Origin of the sequence: Bradyrhizobium sp. SMVTL-02 (assembly GCF_051853005.1) — a bacterium.
GTDB lineage: Bacteria > Pseudomonadota > Alphaproteobacteria > Rhizobiales > Xanthobacteraceae > Bradyrhizobium.
This window is the reverse complement of sequence record NZ_CP182469.1, coordinates 7,751,437-7,772,536: the sequence shown is the minus strand read 5'-3', so window position 1 is coordinate 7,772,536 and position 21,100 is coordinate 7,751,437. Positions and strand designations below refer to the sequence as shown.

The following is a 21,100-nucleotide window of genomic DNA, read 5'->3' as shown; positions in this document are numbered from 1 at the left end:
GGCGATTGCCTCAGTGCAAAAGGGGTCCGAAGCGTTGATGCAGATCAACGGCCGGGCATCGTCAGCCCGGGACGATAACCGAGGTAGAGGGACGTGACGCAGCTTGATCCGCATCGTCCTGACGAAAAGGCCGGGTGACAAGATGAACGAGAATGCCGTCGCTCTTCTCAACCCCATCAAGACGATCAGGGCGCACAAGTTTCTGAGTGTCGCGTTTTTGGCTCTCGTGCTGACGTCGATAGCGGTCGTCAACTCATTTCGGTTTTCACCAGATCCGAGCGGAGATGCAAGTTTCATCAACCGCGCCCAGCAGAAGTCCGTGCCGGGAATCAAGGTGAGTGCGAGCGCACTCGGAGCGGATGAGAGCGAAAGGAGCTTTGGTGAAAATCTGGCCGGTTACAACATTCAACCCGTCTGGCTGTCGATCGAGAACGAGACCGACGAGGCATTGGCGCTTCTCCCGGTCACGATGGATCCCGACTATTATTCTGCCTATGAGGTCTCCTACAGATTCCACGGCGCTCTGTCATGGTACGCCAACCGCGCCCGTGACCAATTCTTTCTCAAGCGCCAGATGCCGAGCGACCTTCCGCCGCACAGCAAGACGACGGGCTTCGTCTACGGGGTTCTGGATGCCGGCATCAAATATGCGCACATCATGATCGTCGGGAAGGGCCGCGTGGAGAGCTTCGAGCTCGCGCTGTTGGTTCCAGGGCCGCCGTTTGTCGGCACCAATATTCAAGCCGAGAAAGTCTATCCTGGCACGAAGATCGAGGAACTCGATCTTTCGTCATTGCGGGAGAGATTTGCAAACTTCGCCTGCTGTACCAAGGGGCCTGAGGGGAAACGTGATGGTGATCCGCTCAATCTCGTCATCATCGAAAGCAAGCAAGACCCCATCGTCCCTCTCATTGCCCGCGGATGGCACCTTGCCAGACAGCTCGATTTTGCAAGCGCGATCGAGACCGCGCGCGCTTTCTTGCTTCGAGATCCGTATCAGACGTCGCCCGTGAGCCCGCTTTACGTGTTCGGCCGCAGGGAAGACGTCGTCGTTCAGAAAGCCCGGTCCACCATCAATGAGCGCATTCACGCCCGATTTTGGCTGACGCCGTACACCTTCGATAATCGAAGGGTGTGGGTCGGCCATGTGAGCCGGGATATTGGTGTCCGACTGACCGATCAGACATGGAACTTGACCACGCACAAGATTGCGCCCGACGTCGATTTCGATCGGGCCTATTTTCTTCAGGATCTCATCATGTCCGGATTCAGCGAGCGCTTCGGTTACGTCAATGGCGTCGGAGCCGCACCACCATCCGCGCCGCGTGCAAATCTGACAGGCGACCCCTATTACACCGATGGATTGCGCGCGGTCATATTCCTGTCGAATCAAACAACGCCGCTCGGCAAGATCGACAGGCTTGCCTGGGAAACGCCGCCGTAGTGCGAGGGACCCTGTTCGCGGAGCGCTATCGCATCGCGCTTCAATGCGCCGCGGAGGCCGAGCGCCTGGCCGTGACCGGCTTCGGCGCGGGCTTCGCGTTCGCCTGCGGCGCGCTGTCCCAGCCACCGTTCGGCGTTGGGACGTTGACGGCATCGTCGGGCTGCGGCTCGGCGCTGAAGGTCTGGATCGCGAGCTTGGCGGCAGCGAGCGACTGCGGGTCGAGGCGCTTGGCGACGTCGTCGCGCTTGCCGGCGGCATCCGCATCGCCCTGCGCGGCCGCGAGGCTGAACCATTTGTAGGACTCGGCGAGGTTCTGCTCGACGCCGATGCCGCGGGCATAGAGGATGCCGAGGTTGAACTGGCTGTCGGCCACGCCGCGATCGGCAGCCTTGCGGAACCACTGCGCCGCGCTCTTGTAGTTGGCGCCGCGTCCGCCGCCGTCGGCATCGAGCACCGCGAGATTGTGCATCGCCTTGGCGTTGCCGCGCTCGGCGGCCTGGGTGTAGTAGCGGCGCGCGATGTCGGCGTCCTTGTTCACCCCCAGGCCCTTTTCATAGAGCGTGCCGAGCCGGAAGGTCGCGGGCACCACGCCGGCCTGCGCCGCGCGGTCGTACCACTTCGCCGCTTCGTCGTAATTGGTGGCGACGCCTTTGCCCTCCGCAAAGCGCACGCCGATCTCGTAGGCCGCGGTCGCATCGCCCTTCATCGCAGCGGTACGCAAGGCCGGGCCGCCGATGGCATCAGGCAGCTTCTCGCTCGGCGGCACCTGGACGAGGCCGAGCCGCGCGCGGCTGGTGCCCGACAGCGCGCCGGTGATGTCGCTGCTCACAGCAGGCGGCGGCACTGCCGCGGCAGGCGCCTGCGGGATTTCGACCGAGGCCGAGTTGCCGGAACTGGGAGTCGGGGCGGCATTGTTCTGCGATTGCCGCCCGATCGGCGTCGGCGAGGTCATCGACGGCGTGATCTGCTCGAGCGAGGCCGGCTTGGTCTCGACCGGAGGTGGCGCAGGCGGCGGTGCCGGCTCGCTCGGAATATTCTGCATCGCCTGCGGTGCGGGCGGCGCGCTGCCGCCCTCGAGCAGGTTCATCGCCATCTTGAAGGTGCCGAGCACGATCACGACCACGCTCGCGCCGACCAGCAGCGAGCGGATTTTTGAGGTGATGGTCGAGCCGCCTTCCTGGCCCTTCTCCTTGGCGCGGGCGATCGCGGCCTTGGCGCCACGGGCCGGCTTCTCGGGCGGCTGTGCGGCGGCAGCTTGCGCCGCGCGGCGCGCGGCCGCGATGAAGCTCGACGACGACACCGGCTCTTTCGGTGCGGCGGGAATTTCGCTGATCGCGCTCTCGGAGGCGGCGATGCGCTCTGATGGGGTAGCGACGCGGCCGCCCGGCCGCGTGCCCGGCTCGAGCGGATGATCCGGCGGCAGTTCTGGCGCGATCGCGGCGCGTGCGGGCGCCGTGTGCGGCTCCAGGATCTCGCTGATCGCGCGCGGCGGAACGGGCGGCGGCATCTGCGGCGGCGCAGCCGGTGCGGCGGCATGGAATTCACGCGGCGCGGCGACGAAGGCGGAGGGCGGCGCCTGCTGCATGGCGGCCGGGTTCGGCAGCTCCGGCTTCGGATCGTATTTCGGCGGCTGTGCTTGTGGCCGCGGGTCGCGCGCCATCGGCGCGGGCTCGATGGGAGCAGCCATCGGCATCGGCTGCGGCGCCGGGGCCGGCGGCGCGGTTCGCACCGCGCGCAGATCGCCCTCGATCATGGAGAGGCGATCGACGACATGCCCGAGCGCGCTGTGCACGGCGTCGAGCGAGTCCTGGGTGCTGCGGTTGGTCTCGGCCTGGCTGAAGCGGATGTCGGACAGCTCGCGCTTGACGAGATCGACCACGCCGGAATCGACCGATGGCGCCGAGTTGCGGCTCTCGGCGAGGGCCGCATAGGTCGCCTGCTGGCGCTCCAGATGCCTGAGGATGTCGTGCAGGCCGTCCTCGACGCGACTCAAATTGCCGTTGCGCGGATCGGCGGCGGCCTCGATCCGCTCCAGGAGATACGAGATCCGCTGTTCGAGATGCGCGAAGGTCGAGGCGGAATCGTTGCCGACCTGCATGCGGTCGAAGCGGTCCGACAGCGCGCGGATTGCGGCTTCCAGATGCTCGGTGCTCTCGGCCGGCTGCGGCCGCTCGCGCGTTTCCAGCGCGGCGGTGAGGGCGGCGATGCGCTGCTCCAGCACCGCAAAGCTGTCGCCGTGGCCGGAGGCGCGGGTGATCTGGTCGACCTTGGACGACAGCAGCTGCACGTCCTCGGACAGCCGGGCCAGCGCCTCGTTGGAGGCGACGTTGGAGACGATGCCGCGCAGCGCCGCGATGGCGCCTTCGAGCTGGCGCACCGTCGAGGGATCGTCATTGGCGCGCAGGATCAGGTCGAGCTTGGCGCCGAGATTGCGGATTGCCTCGTCATAGCCGGTGAGCTGCTCGGCCGGGGTCAGCGTCCGCAGCACCTGCTTGATGTCGGACAGCGCGCGCTCGATGCCTGACAGAACCTGGGCGTCGGTGCCGTTGGAGCGGGTCTCGTCGATGCGCCGATGCAGCGAGCGGATTTCGTTCTCGATCGATTCGATCGCGCGCCGCGGCATCGCCTCGGTGATGGCGGTGCGAATTTCCGCAAGCTCGCTGCGGAACGCGTTGATCGCCTGCTCGGCATTGTCCGGCCGCTGCAGCGCTTCGATCTGGCTCGTGATCTTGAGCAGATGCCGCTCGAGCGACGAGAAATCCGGCCCCGGCTGCGGTGACGGCGGAGCGTAGGCAGGCGCGTGCGGCGCCATCGGCGGCGCGTAAGGTGCTGCGGGTGCAATCGAGGGCGCCGAGCGCGGCGGCATTTGCCTCGGCGCAAAGCCGTCGAGCTCGCTCTGGCGCGCGGTGATCTCGGCGACCGCGACGTCGAACGAGGCGGGGCTCAGGGGTGGCGAGCTGCGATAGACCTGCGCGGCCGCGCGCTCCACCGCATCGGCCTGACGCTGGCGCGCTTCAACGGGCGATGGGGCAGGGGCTGGCCGCGGGGCCTGCGGCTGCTGCGGGCGGGAGATTTGCGACAGGCGCGCGTCGAGCCGCGAGATCGCGTCGTTGAGCTGGCGCGCGACGCCTTGCTCGCGCGAGACGTCTCTTTCACGAGAAGAGTCCTGGCGCGGAGCGGGCTTTGAAATCCGTTCGATCTGCTGGGTGATCGCGTCAAGCCGCTGGTGGATGTCAGCGACTTCGCGGCTCTCCTGGCTCGGCATGTGTTGCGGACGTTGATCGTGACGCTGATCGTAAGGTCCGCGAAAGTTCGGTGGAGCAGTTTCGCCGAGCGTGGAGTTGAGCCAATCGTTGAGCGACATGCCCGCGCGACGCGCAGCAGCCTCGGCCCGCTCCCTTACGGATGGATCGATGCCGTCAACACTCCACGATACGCGCGAATTCATGACTCTGTCCGGTTCCGACTCCGGCGCCCCACCCGGCGCCTCCAGCCTCCCCACGCGTGCCGGTTGCAAAGACAATCGGATTTGGCGCGGGTCGTCTGCCTCGAAAACCGACTTTTTCCTGTTACGGTAAATAACGGGTTAAGGAATGGGACGCGGGTGTCTTAAAGTTGGGCGGGGGGAACTGAGGGGTGGACGTTGCGTCCGTCCGGTCGCCGAACAACCGCTGTCATGCCCCCCTCTACCCCTTCCCTTCGCGCTTGCCACCCTCGATCGGCACCACCGTGCCCTTGCCGCTCATCGCCGACAGCGCCTCGAGCGCCTCCTCGCAGAAGTCGGCCACCATCTGCTCGTGCCGCGCGCCGAGCTGGAGCAGCAGCAAATTGCCGAGATCGAGCCGGCCTTCCGCGGTGCCGTCCGGAAAGCGCTTCTTCAGGATGCGTTCGTAATTGGCGTGGCGGTCGCGATGGTGCTCCAGGCGGGCCATCAGGTCGGTGCGCATCGGCTCGATGTCGATGCTGTCGAGCGCGTGCAGCCGCACCAGCAGGTCGTCCTTGATGGAGGGGGGCGTGCTCGGCCGCGCGGCCCAGTGCCGCAGCGCTGTTCGCCCTTCCGGAGTGAGCGTATAGATGAGTTTGTTGGGTTTGCCTGACTGCACGACCTCGCGGCCCTGGATGTAGCCGCGGTCGCGCAGCTTGGAGAGCTCGCGGTAGATTTGCTGGTGGTCGGCCTTCCAGAAGAAGCCGATCGAGGAATCGAACGTCTTGGCGAGCTCGTAGCCCGTCATTGGCCGTTCCGTCAGGCATGCGAGGATTGCGTCGCCCAGTGCCATGACTGGCCTCCTTCTTCGACCTTGACCAACTCACTTGACTTTATGCGCATCGGCGCATATGCGTCAATGTGCATATGAGGCGGCTTGAGGGAGGGCAAAAGACCCACCCGAAAACCCGGCGGAATCAACCTGCTCGCTACTGTGCATGGGGTTGTTTTCGCTTTTTTGCCAAGGCTCCTGGAAAGCCCTTTAGGGAGGACCCGAGAATGACCGGCCTCGATTCCTGGTACGCCTACATGAAGTCTCATGACCGCACCGCGCTCTGGGACCTGCTGCATCCTGACGCCGTGTTCGAAAGCCCCGTCGTGCATTCGCCGCAGCGCGGCCGCGACATCACCTTCAAATACCTTTCCAGCGCCGAGAAGGTGCTCGGCGGTCCCGGCTTCACCTATGTCGGCGAATGGAAGAGCGCCCATGGCGCCGTGCTCGAATTCAAGAACACGATCGACGGCATCGAGATCAATGGTGTCGACATCATCACCTTCGATACCGAGGGACGCATCACGCACTTCAAGGTGATGGTGCGCCCGCTCAAGGCGATCAACATGCTGCACCGCCTGATGGCGGAGCAGCTTGCCGCCACCCAATCATAAGCCCAACATCATCCCTAAAAGGCCTGCCGGGAGAACGCCATGCCGATCTACAAAGCCCCCGTCGAAGACGTGAACTTCCTGCTCAACGACGTCTTCCAGATCGACCGCTACGACAACCTCGCCGGCTTCTCCGATGCGTCGAGCGACGTGCGCGAGGCGATCCTCGGCGAAGCCGCCAAGCTCGCCGAAGAGGTGCTGCAGCCGCTGAATCGCGTCGGCGATCTCGAAGGCTGCAAGCGCGCGGACGACGGCAGCGTCACCACGCCGAAGGGATTCAAGGACGCGTTCAAGCAGGTCGCCGAAGGCGGCTGGCTCGGCCTGTCGGCGCCGACCGAGTTCGGCGGCCAGGGCCTGCCGGTGACGCTCTCCCAGGCCGTCAACGAATTCCAGATCTCCGCCAACATGGCGTTCTCGATGTATGGCGGCCTCACCATGGGCGCGACCGCCGCGCTGCTCGTTCACGGCTCGCCGGAGCAGAAGAAGACCTATGTGCCGAAGATGATCGCGGGTGAGTGGACCGGCACCATGAACCTGACCGAGCCGCATTGCGGCACCGACCTCGGCATGCTCCGCACCAAGGCGGTGCGCCAGGCCGACGGCAGCTTCAAGATCACCGGCACCAAGATCTTCATCTCGGCCGGCGAGCACGACCTGGCCTCCAACATCATCCACCTCGTGCTCGCCCGCATCGAGGGCGCGCCCGCCGGCATCAAGGGCGTGTCGCTGTTCGTGGTACCGAAATTCCTCGTGAATGCCGACGGTTCGGTCGGGCAGCGCAACGGCGTCGTCTGCGGCTCGATCGAGCACAAGATGGGCATCCACGGCAACTCCACCTGCGTGATGAACTACGACGACGCCACCGGCTGGCTGATCGGCGAAGAAAACAAGGGCATGCAGGGCATGTTCGTGATGATGAACGAGGCCCGCCTCGGCGTCGCCGTGCAGGGCCTCGCGCAGTCCGAGGTCGCCTATCAGAACGCGGTCGCCTATGCCCGCGAGCGCATCCAGGGCCGCGCGCTCACCGGCGCCAAGGCGCCGGACAAGGCGGCCGACCCGATCATCGTGCATCCCGACGTGCGCCGCACGCTGCTCTCGATCCGCGCCTTCAACGAGGCCGCGCGCGCCTTCGTGATGTGGACCGCGCTGAAGAGCGACGTCGCCCACCGCTCCGAAGATCCGAAGGACCGCCAGGCCGCCGACGACCACATGGGCCTGATGACCCCGGTGCTGAAAGGCTTCCTCACCGATTACGGTTTTGCCAACGCGGTGCAGGCGCAGCAGATGTATGGCGGCCATGGCTACATCGCCGAGCAGGGCATGGAGCAGTTCGTGCGCGATGCACGCATCGCCATGATCTATGAAGGCGCCAACGGCATCCAGGCGCTCGACCTCGTCGGCCGCAAGCTGCCGCGCGACGGCGGCCGCGCCATCATGGCGTTCTTCGGCGAGGTCATGGCCTTCGCCAGGGAGAACGGCGGCGACGAGGCGATGAAGCCTTTCATCACCCCGCTCTCGACTTCGCTCGGCCATCTCCAGCAGGCCACGACATGGCTGATGCAGAACGCGATGATGAAGCCGGACAATGCCGGCGCGGCGGCGACCGACTACATGCATCTCTTCGGCTTCGTCGCGCTCGGCTACATGTGGGCGAAGATGGCGAAGGTCACCCAGGCCAAGATTGCCGAGAGTGGAGCCACGCCCTATCTCTCGACCAAGCTCGTCACCGGCCGCTTCTTCATGGAGCGGATGCTGCCGGAGACCGCGGCCAATCTCGCGCGCATCCAGTCCGGCTGCGCGACCATCATGGAACTGCCGGCTGAGGCGTTCTGAGAATTCCTTCGCGTCAACGACAATCCCGATCGCGTCGCGGTCGTCACCAATAACTGCAATCAGGAGGCTCCCATGGCAGATGCCTATATCTACGACCACGTCCGCACCCCGCGCGGCCGCGGCAAGCCAGACGGCGCGCTGCACGAAGTCACCGCGCTTGCGCTCGCCACCGTGCCGCTGAAGGCGCTGAAGGACCGCAACAACCTGCCGGAGGACTCGGTCGACGACGTCGTGCTTGGCGTGGTCGATCCCGTCGGCGAGGCCGGCTCCGACATTGCCCGCTTCGCGGCGCTGAAGGCAGGTCTCGGCGAAGCCGTGCCCGGCGTGCAGATCAGCCGCTTCTGTGCCTCCGGCCTCGATGCCGTGAATTTTGCCGCCGCGCAGGTGATGAGCGGCCAGCATGAGCTCGTCATCGGCGGCGGTGCCGAATCCATGAGCCGCGTCGGCATCGGCGCCTCCGGCGGCGCCTGGCCGATGGACCCCTCGATGGCGGTGCCGGCCTATTTCATGCCGCAGGGCGTGTCGGCCGATCTGATCGCGACCAAATACGGTTTCTCGCGCGACGACGTCGACGCCTACGCCGTCCAGAGCCAGCAGCGCGCGGCTAAGGCCTGGGACGAGGGCCGCTTCAACAAGTCCGTGGTGCCGGTGAAGGACATCAACGGGCTCACCATTCTCGCCAAGGACGAGCACATGCGTCCCTCGACGACGATGCAGTCGCTGGCGCAGCTGCAGCCGTCGTTCACGATGATGGCGCAGATGGGCGGTTTCGACAGTGTCGCGGTGCAGTCGCACCCGGAGATCGAGCGCGTCAACTACGTGCATCACGCCGGCAACTCCTCGGGCATCGTCGACGGCGCATGTGCCGTGCTGCTCGGCAGCAAGGAGGCGGGTGCCAAGTACGGCATGAAGCCGCGTGCAAAAATCCGCGCCTTCGCCAATATCGGCTCGGAGCCGGCGATGATGCTGACCGGTCCGGTCGACGTCACCGAAAAGCTGTTCGCGCGTTCCGGCATGAAGAAGTCGGATATCGACCTGTTCGAGCTCAACGAGGCCTTCGCCTCGGTGGTGCTGCGCTACATCCAGGCCTTCGACATCGACAACGCCAAGATCAACGTCAATGGGGGCGCCATCGCGCTCGGCCATCCGCTCGGGGCAACCGGCGCGATGATCCTCGGCACCGTGCTCGACGAGCTCGAGCGCACCAATAAGTCCACCGCCCTGGTCACGCTGTGCATCGGCGGCGGCATGGGCACCGCGACGATCATCGAGCGGGTGTAAGCGTAGGGAGCAACCACCATGTCGTACAAGAACTTCAAGGTTGAGACCGATTCCGACGGCATCGCGCTCGTTACCTGGGACATCCCGGGCCGTTCGATGAACGTGCTCGACGAGACCTCGACCAGCGAGCTCGACGCGATCGTCAAGGCGACCACGGCCGATGCCGCGGTGAAGGGCGTCGTCATCACCTCGGCGAAAGAGGCGTTCTGCGCCGGCGCTGACCTCTCCATGCTCGAAGGCATGAACCAGGCCTACGCAAAAGTGTTCAAGGAGCAGGACGAGACCGCGGCGAACCAGATGCTGTTCGACCAGAGCCGCCGCTTCTCGCAGGTGCTGCGCTCGATCGAAACATCAGGCAAGCCGTGGGCGGCCGCGATCAACGGCCTCGCGCTCGGCGGCGGCTTCGAGATCACGCTGTGCTGCCACTATCGGGTCGCGGCCGAAAATCCCAAGACCCGCCTTGGCCTGCCCGAGGTCAAGGTCGGCCTGTTCCCCGGCGCCGGCGGTACGCAGCGCGTGCCGCGTCTGGTGCCTCCGCAGGATGCGATGACGATCCTGCTCAAGGGCGATCCTGTCACGGTCGAGAAGGCCAAGGCGCTGAATTTGATTCACGCCATCGTTCCCGCCGCCGACCTCATCAAGGCCGCGAAGGAGTGGATCAAGGGCGGCGGCAAGGCAGTCGCGCCCTGGGACGAGAAGGGCTTCAAGCTGCCCGGCGGCCCGGTGTTCTCAAAGGCCGGCATGATGATGTTCCCGGCGGGCAACGCGATCTATCGCCGGGAGACCTACGACAACTATCCGGCCGCGCGCGCGATCATGAGCTGCGTCTATGAGGGCCTGCAGCTGCCGATCGACGCGGCGCTCCGCGTCGAGTCGCGCTACTTCACCTCGGTGCTTCGTTCGAAGGAAGCGGCCGCGATGATCCGCAGCCTGTTCCTGTCGATGCAGGAGCTCAACAAGGGCGCACGCCGTCCGAAGGACGTCCCCGCAACCAAGGTGAAGAAGATCGCCGTGATCGGCGCCGGCTTCATGGGCGCCAGCGTCGGCTACGTCTCGGCCCGCGCCGGCCTCGACGTCGTCCTGATCGACCGCGACCAGGAAAGCGCCGACAAGGGCAAGGCGCATGCGCAGAAGGTGATTGAAGAGCAGATCAAGAAGGGCCGTGCCAAGGCTGATGATGCCGAGAAGCTGCTCGCGCGTATCACGCCGACCGCGGACTATGCGGCGCTGAAGGACGTCGACCTCGTCATCGAGGCCGTGTTCGAGGACCGCAAGGTCAAGGCCGAGACCTTCGCCAAGGCGCAGGAATATCTGAAGCGGGACGTGATCTTCGCCTCGAACACCTCGACGCTGCCGATCACCTCTCTTGCTGAATCCTTCAAGGACCAGGGCAAGTTCGTCGGCATCCACTTCTTCTCGCCGGTCGAGAAGATGATGCTGGTCGAGATCATCCTCGGCAAGAACACCGGCGATGTCGCGCTGGCGACCGCGCTCGACTACGTCCGCCAGATCGGCAAGACGCCGATCGTGGTCAACGACTCCAGAGGCTTCTTTGCCAATCGCTGCGTCGGCCGTTACGTCGCCGAAGGCAACGAGATGTTCCTCGAAGGCGTGCCGCCGGCGATGATCGAGAACTGCGCCAAGATGGCCGGCATGCCGGTCGGCCCGCTCTCGCTCTCGGACGAAGTCGCGCTCGACCTCGGCCTCAAGATCATGAAGGCGACGGAAGCCGATCTCGGCCCCAACGCCATCAATCCCGATCAGAAGAGGCTGATGGTGGAGATGGTCGAGAAGCAGGGCCGTCTCGGCCGCAAGAACAGCAAGGGCTTCTACGACTACCCCGAGAAGGGCAAGGGCTCGAAGAGCCTGTGGCCGGGCCTCTCCGCGCTGCAGCCGAAGCAGCTCGACCCCGATACGCTCGATATCGAGGAACTGAAGCAGCGCTTCCTGGTGGTGCAGGCGGTGGAAGCCGCGCGCACGGTGGAGGACAACGTCATCACCGATCCGCGCGAGGCGGATGTCGGCTCGATCCTCGGCTTCGGCTTCGCGCCGTTCACCGGCGGCACGCTGTCCTATATCGATTTCATGGGCACGAGGAAGTTCGTCGAGCTCTGCCACAAGCTGGAGGCGAAGTACGGCTCGCGCTTCACCCCGCCGAAGCTGCTCGAGGAGATGGCCGCGAAGGGTGAAACCTTCTACGGGCGGTTCGCGCCGAAGAAGGCGGCAGCTGCCTGATGGCAGACGGGCTGCGCATTCGAATCGGAAAGGCCGGGTCAGCGATCCGGCCTTTTCTTTTGCGCGTCCTCTCGGTTGCATCAGATTTGTTCCAGGTTGTGGAACCGCTCACAGGATCTGTGTAGGAACCGTGCCAGAGTCCCCGCTGCCTCGGCGCGCCCAATTGCCATGGGCGCGTCAAAGCGGCGCCGTTCTTTTGCTCGGCCTTGGCACTAGTCTTGCTGCGGGTCAGGGTCACGAATGGCGTTGGGATACTTGCCGATCCTTCGGCAAGCGAAAACGAATAGAAAGTTACCCTTGATGAACTCCGTGGTGCTGCGGAAGACCGCGCTCGGTCGCGGTCATGCCGTGAAATATGCTGTTGCGTCCGCAACTGACCGAATCTCATCGCAGCAGAAGCCGGCGCGTCTGCGCCGCAGGGGCCCGGCGCTCTGGGCCGGGCTGGTGTTACTTTTGTTGGCGGCGGATTTTTTCCTGGCCTATCTCGCCTGGCTCGCCGTCGACTTCGTCACGAGGTGAGACCGCGCGAGCGTGCAGCAGATACGATGCCGCGAAGTAGGCGAGCTGGGAGGCGACAAGACAGATGGCGACGACGGTCACGCCTCCCACCATCCCGAAATCGTACACGCGAAGAACAATTGCCGAGACAATCGCGATCAACGGGGAGATCACGACCAGCGCCCAGATCCTGAAAACGCGGCCGGTCGCTATTCCCACCAACGCACTTGCAACGATCAGGACGACGGCAATCGTCAACTTCAACTCCGGTGAGAGTGCAATATTCTTCAATCAATGCGCCAAGCTCGTCCTCTTTCCGGGTGCTGACAAGACAGCACCGCTTACATTTGGCGAACAGTAGTAGTTCATAAGTATATGGTACGATGATCCGGCGCCATGGCACGCCGAGCATCGCGAGCGGCGCGCCGGCGGCGGGTCGTGAGGACGATCAAGTTCCTGGGGGCAACTGTCTCGCGCAGATGATCCTTCGACGCCGCTGCCGATCGAATGGTTCGCATGAAAAAAGGCCGGATCCTCGATCCGGCCTTTTCGCATGTCGCCTCTTGCGCGCGTCTATTTCGCCTGCGCGAGCCCTTCCTTCTTCAGCGCCTCCTGCACCTGCGGCCGGGCGGCGACGCGGGCCTTGTAGGCGGCAAGGTGCGGCATTGCCGACAAGTCGAACTTCATCCGGTCGGCCCAGGTCAGCATCGTGAAGAGATAGCCATCGGCGACCGTGAACTGCTTGCCCATCAGGTAGTCGCGATCGGCGAGCTGGCTGTCGATGTATTTCAGCTTGCCCATGACACGGTCCTTGAAGAACGCCTTGGCCTCGTCGTTCAGGGCGGGGGCGAACATCGGGCCAAAACTCTTGTGCACCTCGGAGGTGAGGAAGTTCAGCCATTCGAGCAACTTGTAGCGCTCGGCGCTGCCATGGGCCGGCGCCAGCGCCTTGGCGGAAGCCTGATCGGCGATCATCTGGACAATCACCGGGCCTTCGGTCACGATCTCGCCGCTGTCGAGGCCCAGCGCAGGGACCTGGCCCTTGGGGTTCAGCTTCAGATAATCCTCACCATTTTCGAGCTTCTTGGCCCGGATATCGACCTTGACCAACTCGTAGGGCAGGCCGGCTTCCAGGAGCGCGATGTGGGGGGACAGGGAGCAGGCGCCGGGCGAATAATAGAGCTTCATGGAATTTCCTCCTCTTGACGCTTGGCTATGGCGAAGGAACGCCTACATGCACCTGCATGCAATAGTCAAGATTGATGCAGGTGCATCGAGTGGGGTAAGAGACGGGCGACGAGCTTGAGCGGGACCATGAAACGCAAACCATCGACCGAGGCAACCTCCGCCTGGATCCGCCTGATGCGGGTGCAGAGCCGCGTGCTCGACTGCGTCGAGCAGGACCTGAAGAAGGCGGGATTCCCGCCGCTGGCCTGGTATGACGCGCTGCTCGAACTGTCGCGCGCGCCTTCCGGAGAGCTGCGGCCGGTGGAACTCGAGCGTCAGATGCTGATCCCGCAATACTCCACCTCGCGTCTGATCGACCGCCTGGTCGACGAGGGGCTCGCCTCCCGGCGCGAATGCAAGATGGACAAGCGCGGCCAGTTCGTGGAGATCACCGAAGCCGGTCGCGAACTGCAGAAGCGCATGTGGGGCGCCTATTCCGCCGCGATCGAGAAATATGTCGGCTCGAAACTGTCCGATGCCGACGCCGTCAAGCTCAGCGGTCTGCTCGACCGGCTGGGCTGCTCGTGCGGCGAGATGAAGCTGCCGCCCGTCGCGACCGTCAACGAAAGCACGCCCACGCGATGATCGCGCGGCAACCAGCACGTCCGCGCACCCGGTGGGTTCGCGGACGATCCCCTTCACCCCGCGCGCATTCGGTCGAAGCGCCTTTGATTAGAGTTTGATATGGCGCGAGACCAGATCGATATGACGCCGCTGCAGTCGCGTGACGAGCTCGTCGCGTGGTTCGAGGCCGGCTGCAAGGACCCGTCCGAATTCCGGATGGGCACGGAGCACGAGAAGACGCCGTTCACGCTCGAAGACCACCGTCCGGTGCCCTATGAGGGCGCGCGCGGTATCGGCGCGCTGCTCGAAGGCATGAAGCTCCTGCTCGGCTGGGAGCCGATCATGGAGAAGGGCAACATCATCGGCCTCTACGACGTCACCGGCGGCGGCGCGATCTCGCTTGAGCCGGGCGGACAGTTCGAGCTCTCCGGCGCGCCGGTGGAGAACGTGCACCAGACCCAGAGCGAGCTGATGGCGCACCTCGCCCAGGTGCGCGAGATCGCAACCCCGCTCGGAATCGGCTTTCTCGGTCTCGGCATGACGCCGTCCTGGTCGCGCTCCGACATTCCGGTGATGCCCAAGGGCCGCTACAAGATCATGACCAATTACATGCCGAAGGTCGGCCAATACGGCCTCGACATGATGTACCGGACCTGCACGGTGCAGACCAATCTCGACTTCTGCTCCGAAGCCGACATGGTCAAGAAGCTGCGCGTGTCGCTCGCGCTCCAGCCGGTCGCAACCGCGCTGTTCGCCAACTCGCCGTTCACCGAAGGCAGGCCGAACGGCTTCCTCTCGTTCCGCTCCGAGATCTGGCGCGACACCGACAATGCCCGCGCAGGCATGATGCCGTGGGCGTTCGAGGACGGCATGGGCTTCGAGCGCTATGTCGACTACGCGCTCGACGTGCCCATGTATTTCGTCAAGCGCGGCGAGGAGTACATCGACGTCTCGGGCTCTTCGTTCCGCGCCTTTTTCGACGGCCGCAACAACAACCTTCCCGGCGAGCGCCCGACGCTGTCGGACTGGGCCAACCATCTCTCGACGATCTTCCCGGAAGTGCGGCTGAAGCGCTACCTCGAGATGCGCGGCTCCGACGGCGGGCCGTGGGGGCGGCTGCCGGCGCTGCCGGCCTTCTGGGTTGGGCTGCTCTATGACGATGTGTCGCTGGATGCCGCATGGGACATGGTGAAGCACTGGGGCGCGCATGAGCGCCAGGCTCTGCGCGACGACGTGCCGCGCTTCGGCTTCAAGGCACGGATCAAGGACCGCTATCTGTTCGAGATCGCCAAGGAATGCCTCGTTCTGGCACATGCGGGCCTGCGCCGGCGCGGCCGGATCGATCAGCTCGGCCGCGACGAGACCCGGCATCTCGAGCCGCTCGACCGCATCATCGATTCCGGCCGGACACCGGCCGAGGAAATGCTCGAGAAGTTCAATGGCCCCTGGAAGGGCTCGGTGGAACCGGCCTACGCGGAATACGCCTTCTAATTCATACGCGACGACCAGGATTCAGGCCGTTCATCGCCCATACAGGTTTGCGGCGATCAAATGATCGGCTGAAAAACCTGAGCGTCGTCAATAACTCGAAAGCTGTTCCGATGGGGAAGGGCCGCCTGTCCCGGGGCGTCATGGCCAGCGTCGTGGCATGCGTCACGCTGCTTTCGCTCGTATTCACGGGCGTGCCGGCGCGCGCCCAAACGGCGTTCGACCGGCCCGGCGGCGACTATTTCAGCACGCCGGTCACCTCGGGCGACCCCGAGGATTGCGCGCTGCTGTGCGAGCGCGACCGCAAGTGCCGTTCCTGGAGCTTCAGCTATCCCGACATCGACGGCGCCGCGGCCGTGTGCTGGCTCAAGAACACCGTGCCGGCGCGCGTGCCCGGCAATTGCTGCATCTCCGGCGTCCGCGGCGCCGGCGTGATCGAGCCGCGCGTCGAGGGCGTGGAGACGTCGATCGATCGCCCCGGCGGCGACTTGCGCAATTTCGAGCTCAAGGACGGCGAAAGCGTCGAGGCCTGCAAGGCCGCCTGCACCGCCGACAACAAATGCCGTGCCTTTACCTACGCCCGCCCTGGCTATACCGGCCGCGAGGCGCGTTGCTTCCTGAAAAAGGAAATCAAGCCGCCGCGCCGCAAGGCAGGGGTCACGTCGGGTGTGGTGCGGTAGAACGCAGCTCTCCTCGCCGTCATTGCGAGCGCAATGACCAGGAGGATCAGGCGGCTCACTCCGCCGCGATCACCGTGAGCTCCGGCCATAGCGCCTTCCATCGCGCGGCCTTCGCCGCGTAATTGGGCGCGGAAAAATTCAGTGCCCGATTGGGCCGCACGATCAACCTCGCGACGTCCTCGAATCCATGCGGCGCATAGACGTCGAGACGCTCGTCAGCGGGCCGGATACCCAACTGTGTGTTCTCCGTGAGGAACCGGTGGATGCCGTCGGTTGAGCGCGTTAACGGCGGATAGGGCAGGCCGTGCTTGTCGGGATACCACAGATGCACGCGCGCCTGGTTGCGAATCTCGATCTTGGCGCCGAGAGGCGCCAGGCGCGCCTGCAGCTTGCGGATCACCGCGTCCTCCGCTTCCCATGATGTATCGGGATCGAAATAGAACACGTCGTAGTCGGCAATACCGTGATCGATGGCGCGGCCCGTGAGCACGTTCCACACCGTCTGCACCAGGCAACCTGCGACCAGCCATGCATCGGGCAGTGCGAGACGATGAAGTTCGTCGACGATTGCCGCGTTGATCGGATTTCGCAGGGCGAGAGCGAGGAATTCGTCTTTGCTCACATCCTACGATCCCCGCTCAATGCACGGCGGTGAAGAACCGCGCGAGCCTGAAGCCGGACAGCCAGGTCCACACCGGCTGGCTGCGCACGCCGAGATCCCAGGAGCCGACCACGGCGTCGGCGCGCCCGATCAGATTGTCGACCGGCAGGAGTCCGACGCCGCCGGAGCGCAGCGGCACGCGGCTGTCGGCGGAGTTGTCGCGGTTGTCGCCGAGCACGAAGAGATGGCCTGATGGCACCGTCACCTCGGGCGTGTTGTCGAGCGGGCCGTTGTCGCGCATCTTGAAGATCAGGTGCGAGACGCCGTTCGGCAGGGTCTCGACATAGCGGTAGGCCGGCTCGCTGCCGCCATTGTCGTCCTCGGCAGAACCGACGCCGTCAGGCTTCAGCTCGGCCGGACGGTCGTTGATGAAGAGCTGGCCCTGCCGCATCTGGATGCGGTCCCCGGGCAGACCCACGACGCGCTTGACCCAGGCCTGCGAGCGATCGCCAGGCCAGCGGAAGACCACGACGTCGCCCTGCTTCGGCGTCTCCGCGAAGACACGGCCGCTCTCGGGCAGGTTGATCTGGATCGGCAGCGACGAGGTGCCGTAGCCGTACGGGAATTTCGAGGCGAGCAGCGCGTCGCCGATCAGCAGCGTCGGCTCCATCGAGCCCGACGGTACGTAGAACGGCTCGGCGAGCGCACCCTTGGCGATGAACACGGCGGCAACGATGCCGGCGAGCTGAACGATCTGCCCACCCCACCCGCTGCTCTTGCGCTTGGCGGGGACGGTTACCTTGTCGACACTCATGCGCCTGTTCCACCCACGGTGATGCGTTCCATCAGAAGCGACGGCTGACCGACGCCAACAGGCACGCCCTGGCCGTTCTTGCCGCAGGTGCCGATGCCGGTATCGAGCGCGAGGTCGTTGCCGATCATGCGGATGCGATGCAGATCGGTGGGCCCGTTGCCGATCAGCATGGCGCCCTTCAGCGGCGCGCCGATCTTGCCGTTCTCGATCTTGTAGGCCTCGGTGCACTGGAACACGTATTTGCCCGAGGTGATGTCGACCTGGCCGCCGCCGAAATTCGCGGCGAACACGCCGTTCCTCACTGAGCTAAGGATCTCGGCCGGATCGCGGTCGCCGGCGAGCATGTAGGTATTGGTCATGCGCGGCATCGGCACATGAGCGTAGCCCTGGCGGCGGCCGTTGCCGGTCGGCTTCATGTTCATGAGGCGCGCGTTCTGGCGGTCCTGCATGTAGCCGACCAGGATGCCGTCCTCGATCAGCACGGTACGGTTGGTCGGCGTGCCCTCGTCGTCGATCGAGAGCGAGCCGCGGCGCGAGGCAATGGTGCCGTCGTCGACCACGGTGACGCCCTTGGCCGCGACCTGCTGGCCCATCAGGCCCGCAAACGCCGAAGTCTTCTTGCGGTTGAAGTCGCCTTCGAGGCCATGGCCGACCGCTTCATGCAGCATCACGCCGGGCCAGCCGGCGCCCAGCACGACATCCATCTCGCCGGCGGGCGCCGGAATCGATTCCAGATTGACCAGCGCCTCGCGCAGCGCGCCGTCGGCGGCATCGCGCCAGTTCTTGCTCTCGATGAATTCGGCATAGCCGGCGCGCCCGCCATAGCCCTTGCTGCCGCTCTCCTGGCGGTCGCCCTGGCCGGCCACGACGGAGATGTTGACGCGCACCAGCGGACGGATGTCGCGATAGCTCTCGCCGTCGGGCCGCAGGATCTCGACGACCTGCCAGGTCGCGCCGAGGCTGACGCTCACCTGCCGCACCCGCGGATCCTTGTCGCGTAGATAAGCGTCGATCTCGGCGAGCAGCTTGACCTTGGTCTCGAAGCCCGGGGCATCGAGCGGATTGTCGTCACTATAAAGCCGCACGTTGGTATGCGCCGGCGGGGCGGCAAAGCTGCCGGAATAGCCGCCGCGCACGGCCGCGACCGCGTCGGCGGCGCGAATCAGCGCTGGCAGCGACACGTCGGAGGAATGCGCGTAACCGACCGCGTCGTCCTTGACGGCGCGAAGCCCAAAACCCTGCGAGGTATCGTAGGTCGCCTGCTTCAGCCGCCCATTGTCGAACATCAGCGCTTCGGTCTGGCTGTATTCCAGGAACAGTTCACCGTCATCGGCGCCGGCGAGCCCGCGCCCGACCTCGTTGCGAACCTGGTCGCGGTCGAGATTGGCACGGTCGAGCAGGGAGGTTGTGGCGGGGTTGGTCATCGATCACCCATTGTCGGAGAGATGTCGGGCAAGATAATGGCTTCCCGGCCGTTCGGCGAGAGGGCGGACCGTCACATTACCGAAACGACATGATTGAAATCATTGCCATATCCGAAGCCCAGATCGAAGCCCCGGTCCATCACCGTCACCCCCCGCAACGGCGGAGCCGTTCTCGCTGGAAGTGCTCGCCTCTCCGGCGACTTCGCATCGCATGCGCGCCTCGGGATGACGGGACTGGTAACGGGCTTCAGGCCCTACGGCAGCTTGTCATAGCCCTCGCCGAGCCCGTTCAGGCTGAGCGGGAAGCCGATGCCTTCTTCCGGGGTCTCGAAGATGATGAAGGTGGCGGTCTTGGCGTTGCGGAGCTGGCCGAGCAGCTTGTCGTCCATGACCACCTCGGCGACGCAGCCATTGGGCAGGCAGCGCACGAAGCCGGCGCGGCCGACGTCCTGGTTGTCGAGCTTGAGGCCGAGGCCGGAGGGCAGGAGCACGCCGAGCGGGGCGACCACGCGCATCAGGCGGCTCTTCTGGTCGGCGGTCTTGAGCACGATCACGGTCAGGCCGGCATTGGAGCGGTCCTCGGCCACCACGCTCTGGATCAGGGCGCATTGCTCGGCCTGGGCGCCCGGCGGGGTGTCGCAGCGGATCTGCCAGTCGCCATGGACGGAGCGCACCGCGCCCTGCGCATGGGCAAGGCCCGGAAGGGCCAGGAGGACGACCGCAGCCAGCAGGGCTGCCAGCGCCTTGAAGCCGCCGTTAGCCTGTCTTGCCATGCATCTCGAAAGCCCCATCGGGGTCGGTCCCTCTGCTCGCTTGGGTCGCTTGCGCGGGTGGACTGAAATGACGGCGTCTTGAAGGCAATCCCAAGCAAATTCTGCGCCGCCGAGGCCGCCGCCGCCGGCACGAATCAGGTTCCTGTGCGGCCGTCCGCAAGTGCCTACAGCGGGCAATGCCACTGTCAAGCCACGGCATCCCGGGAAACGGTATTTTGTCTGATCTTACTAGGAAATATCTTGCGGGTGATCGCTGGCAGCCGGGGCTCAAGACTGCATTGCGATAGATCAAGAATTATGGTTTGAGAGGCTTGATTTCGGCGTTCTAGCGATCTGGCCCCAATTCCTCTTAGAGGTATTCTTGAGCGGCGGTTTGTCAGACGGACGGATCGAATAAGCGTTTCCCGGAAGCAGGGGAATGCACTTGGGGTGATTTCGTAAGGGGAGCGCGAACGGCATGAGGATGTCGATGGGCCGGGTAGGCCGGCATTTGCTGGGATTGGCCGTTGCTGGCCTCACGCTGGCGACGGGCGGCGCGGCATTTGCCGAGCTTGGGCAGCCGGCGCCGTGGGAGTGGACGCTCCAGCAGTCCGGCTCGCCGGTGATGGACAACATCGTCTGGTTCCACAACTTCCTGTTCGTGCTGATCACCCTGATCACGCTGTTCGTCCTGGCGCTGCTGATCGTCGTGGTCGTCAAGTTCAACGCGAGGGCCAATCCGGTGCCGTCGCGGACCACCCACAACACGCTGATCGAGGTGGTGTGGACGCTGGTTCCGGTGCTGATCCTGGTCGGCATCGCAGTGCCGTCGTTCCGCCTCCTTTTCCTGGAGCTCGACATTCCGAAGGCGGACCTGACGGTGAAGGCGACGGGCAAGCAGTGGTACTGGTCGTATGCCTATCCTGATAACGGCAAGTTCGAGTTCGACTCGCTGATGGCCCAGGACAAGCAGCCCCGCCTGCTCGGCGTCGACAACGAGATGGTGGTGCCGGTCAACAAGGTAGTTCGTGTTCAGGTGACCGGAGCCGACGTCATCCACGCCTTCGCGCTGCCCGCGTTCGGCGTCAAGATCGACGCCATCCCGGGCCGGCTGAACGAGACCTGGTTCAAGGCCGCCAAGACCGGCATGTTCTACGGCCAATGCTCGGAGCTGTGCGGCAAGGATCACGCCTTCATGCCGATCGCGATCCGCGTGGTCAGCGACCAGGAGTTCGCCTCCTGGGTCGAGACGGCGAAGAAGAAGTTCGCGAGCGGCGGCACCAGCACCTACGCCTCGGCGGCCGGCCCGGCGCAGTAAGCGCCGGGTCGAGGCTCGAGGACCGAAAGCGAGATAAAAGGGCGGGACCTCCAAAGGTCCGATTGGGACGCAAG

General features: G+C 64.9%; 17 protein-coding genes. 9 read left to right on the top strand and 8 right to left on the bottom strand.

Translation table 11 applies throughout. From position 1 onward, the window contains the following. Window positions 1-103 precede the first annotated feature (103 nt). Window positions 104-1,444, top strand: a complete 1,341-nt coding sequence (locus ACNJYB_RS37265) for an LssY C-terminal domain-containing protein (protein ID WP_439371595.1) — start codon at window positions 104-106, stop codon at window positions 1,442-1,444. Window positions 1,445-1,484: 40 nt separating this feature from the next. Here the strand turns inward: ACNJYB_RS37265 and ACNJYB_RS37260 are convergent, their stop codons facing one another. Continuing rightward, on the bottom strand, window positions 1,485-4,892 hold the full coding sequence (locus ACNJYB_RS37260) for a hypothetical protein (protein ID WP_439371594.1): 3,408 nt from the start codon (window positions 4,890-4,892) through the stop codon (window positions 1,485-1,487). 238 nt (window positions 4,893-5,130) lie between these two features. After that, window positions 5,131-5,721, bottom strand: coding sequence for a PadR family transcriptional regulator (locus ACNJYB_RS37255; protein WP_439371593.1), 591 nt, complete (start codon window positions 5,719-5,721; stop codon window positions 5,131-5,133). 206 nt (window positions 5,722-5,927) lie between these two features. On the opposite strand from ACNJYB_RS37255, the gene ACNJYB_RS37250 reads away from it, so the two are divergent. The 4 genes from ACNJYB_RS37250 to ACNJYB_RS37235 all read left to right on the top strand — a co-directional run bounded on the left by ACNJYB_RS37250 (window position 5,928) and on the right by ACNJYB_RS37235 (window position 11,660). Next, window positions 5,928-6,314, top strand: coding sequence for a nuclear transport factor 2 family protein (locus ACNJYB_RS37250; protein WP_439371592.1), 387 nt, complete (start codon window positions 5,928-5,930; stop codon window positions 6,312-6,314). 39 nt (window positions 6,315-6,353) lie between these two features. After that, window positions 6,354-8,144, top strand: coding sequence for an acyl-CoA dehydrogenase C-terminal domain-containing protein (locus ACNJYB_RS37245; RefSeq protein WP_439371591.1), 1,791 nt, complete (start codon window positions 6,354-6,356; stop codon window positions 8,142-8,144). A 72-nt stretch (window positions 8,145-8,216) separates the two neighbouring features. Then, window positions 8,217-9,425 carry an acetyl-CoA C-acetyltransferase gene (locus ACNJYB_RS37240; RefSeq protein WP_439371590.1) on the top strand — a complete coding sequence of 403 codons (1,209 nt, stop codon included), beginning with the start codon at window positions 8,217-8,219 and terminating at the stop codon, window positions 9,423-9,425. A gap of 18 nt (window positions 9,426-9,443) precedes the next feature. Next, a complete protein-coding gene (locus ACNJYB_RS37235) occupies window positions 9,444-11,660 on the top strand; it encodes an FAD-dependent oxidoreductase (RefSeq protein ID WP_439371589.1) in 2,217 nt (738 codons plus the stop codon). 447 nt (window positions 11,661-12,107) lie between these two features. Here ACNJYB_RS37235 and ACNJYB_RS37230 read toward each other — a convergent pair whose 3' ends face one another. Continuing rightward, on the bottom strand, window positions 12,108-12,416 hold the full coding sequence (locus ACNJYB_RS37230) for a hypothetical protein (protein ID WP_439371588.1): 309 nt from the start codon (window positions 12,414-12,416) through the stop codon (window positions 12,108-12,110). Window positions 12,417-12,731: 315 nt separating this feature from the next. After that, window positions 12,732-13,346 carry a glutathione transferase GstA gene (gstA, locus tag ACNJYB_RS37225; RefSeq protein WP_439371587.1) on the bottom strand — a complete coding sequence of 205 codons (615 nt, stop codon included), beginning with the start codon at window positions 13,344-13,346 and terminating at the stop codon, window positions 12,732-12,734. A gap of 126 nt (window positions 13,347-13,472) precedes the next feature. Here gstA and ACNJYB_RS37220 point away from each other — a divergent pair, with 126 nt between their 5' ends. From ACNJYB_RS37220 to ACNJYB_RS37210, 3 genes are all read left to right on the top strand, one after another. Then, a complete protein-coding gene (locus ACNJYB_RS37220; protein WP_439371586.1) occupies window positions 13,473-13,970 on the top strand; it encodes a MarR family winged helix-turn-helix transcriptional regulator in 498 nt (165 codons plus the stop codon). A 99-nt stretch (window positions 13,971-14,069) separates the two neighbouring features. Then, on the top strand, window positions 14,070-15,440 hold the full coding sequence (locus ACNJYB_RS37215) for a glutamate--cysteine ligase (RefSeq protein ID WP_439371585.1): 1,371 nt from the start codon (window positions 14,070-14,072) through the stop codon (window positions 15,438-15,440). Window positions 15,441-15,550: 110 nt separating this feature from the next. Next, a complete protein-coding gene (locus ACNJYB_RS37210) occupies window positions 15,551-16,117 on the top strand; it encodes a PAN domain-containing protein (protein ID WP_439371584.1) in 567 nt (188 codons plus the stop codon). Window positions 16,118-16,172: 55 nt separating this feature from the next. Here ACNJYB_RS37210 and ACNJYB_RS37205 read toward each other — a convergent pair whose 3' ends face one another. From ACNJYB_RS37205 to ACNJYB_RS37190, 4 genes are all read right to left on the bottom strand, one after another. Further along, complete coding sequence (locus ACNJYB_RS37205; protein WP_439371583.1) at window positions 16,173-16,739, bottom strand: nucleotidyltransferase family protein; 567 nt, start codon at window positions 16,737-16,739, stop codon at window positions 16,173-16,175. Between the two features lie 16 nt (window positions 16,740-16,755). Then, window positions 16,756-17,532 carry a signal peptidase I gene (gene lepB / locus ACNJYB_RS37200; RefSeq protein WP_439371582.1) on the bottom strand — a complete coding sequence of 259 codons (777 nt, stop codon included), beginning with the start codon at window positions 17,530-17,532 and terminating at the stop codon, window positions 16,756-16,758. Continuing rightward, window positions 17,529-18,956: a metalloprotease TldD gene (gene tldD / locus ACNJYB_RS37195; RefSeq protein WP_439371581.1), complete on the bottom strand. Its 1,428-nt coding sequence runs from the start codon at window positions 18,954-18,956 to the stop codon at window positions 17,529-17,531. Before tldD ends, lepB begins: the two co-directional genes overlap by 4 nt. Window positions 18,957-19,210: 254 nt before the next feature. Beyond that, on the bottom strand, window positions 19,211-19,747 hold the full coding sequence (locus tag ACNJYB_RS37190) for an invasion associated locus B family protein (RefSeq protein WP_439371580.1): 537 nt from the start codon (window positions 19,745-19,747) through the stop codon (window positions 19,211-19,213). Between the two features lie 439 nt (window positions 19,748-20,186). Between ACNJYB_RS37190 and coxB the strand changes: the two genes are divergently transcribed. Further along, window positions 20,187-21,026, top strand: a complete 840-nt coding sequence (coxB, locus tag ACNJYB_RS37185) for a cytochrome c oxidase subunit II (RefSeq protein ID WP_439371579.1) — start codon at window positions 20,187-20,189, stop codon at window positions 21,024-21,026. Window positions 21,027-21,100: the final 74 nt, after the last annotated feature.

Excerpts from the sequence above, each read along its gene's own strand:
- lepB (WP_439371582.1), bottom strand. The coding sequence starts at position 17,532 with ATGAGTGTCGACAAGGTAACCGTCCCCGCCAAGCGCAAGAGCAGCGGG.
- tldD (WP_439371581.1), bottom strand. The coding sequence starts at position 18,956 with ATGACCAACCCCGCCACAACCTCCCTGCTCGACCGTGCCAATCTCGAC.
- gstA (WP_439371587.1), bottom strand. The coding sequence starts at position 13,346 with ATGAAGCTCTATTATTCGCCCGGCGCCTGCTCCCTGTCCCCCCACATC.
- ACNJYB_RS37215 (WP_439371585.1), top strand. The coding sequence starts at position 14,070 with ATGGCGCGAGACCAGATCGATATGACGCCGCTGCAGTCGCGTGACGAG.
- ACNJYB_RS37210 (WP_439371584.1), top strand. The coding sequence starts at position 15,551 with ATGGGGAAGGGCCGCCTGTCCCGGGGCGTCATGGCCAGCGTCGTGGCA.
- coxB (WP_439371579.1), top strand. The coding sequence starts at position 20,187 with ATGAGGATGTCGATGGGCCGGGTAGGCCGGCATTTGCTGGGATTGGCC.
- ACNJYB_RS37245 (WP_439371591.1), top strand. The coding sequence starts at position 6,354 with ATGCCGATCTACAAAGCCCCCGTCGAAGACGTGAACTTCCTGCTCAAC.
- ACNJYB_RS37235 (WP_439371589.1), top strand. The coding sequence starts at position 9,444 with ATGTCGTACAAGAACTTCAAGGTTGAGACCGATTCCGACGGCATCGCG.
- ACNJYB_RS37255 (WP_439371593.1), bottom strand. The coding sequence starts at position 5,721 with ATGGCACTGGGCGACGCAATCCTCGCATGCCTGACGGAACGGCCAATG.
- ACNJYB_RS37250 (WP_439371592.1), top strand. The coding sequence starts at position 5,928 with ATGACCGGCCTCGATTCCTGGTACGCCTACATGAAGTCTCATGACCGC.
- ACNJYB_RS37240 (WP_439371590.1), top strand. The coding sequence starts at position 8,217 with ATGGCAGATGCCTATATCTACGACCACGTCCGCACCCCGCGCGGCCGC.
- ACNJYB_RS37220 (WP_439371586.1), top strand. The coding sequence starts at position 13,473 with ATGAAACGCAAACCATCGACCGAGGCAACCTCCGCCTGGATCCGCCTG.
- ACNJYB_RS37260 (WP_439371594.1), bottom strand. The coding sequence starts at position 4,892 with ATGAATTCGCGCGTATCGTGGAGTGTTGACGGCATCGATCCATCCGTA.
- ACNJYB_RS37190 (WP_439371580.1), bottom strand. The coding sequence starts at position 19,747 with ATGGGGCTTTCGAGATGCATGGCAAGACAGGCTAACGGCGGCTTCAAG.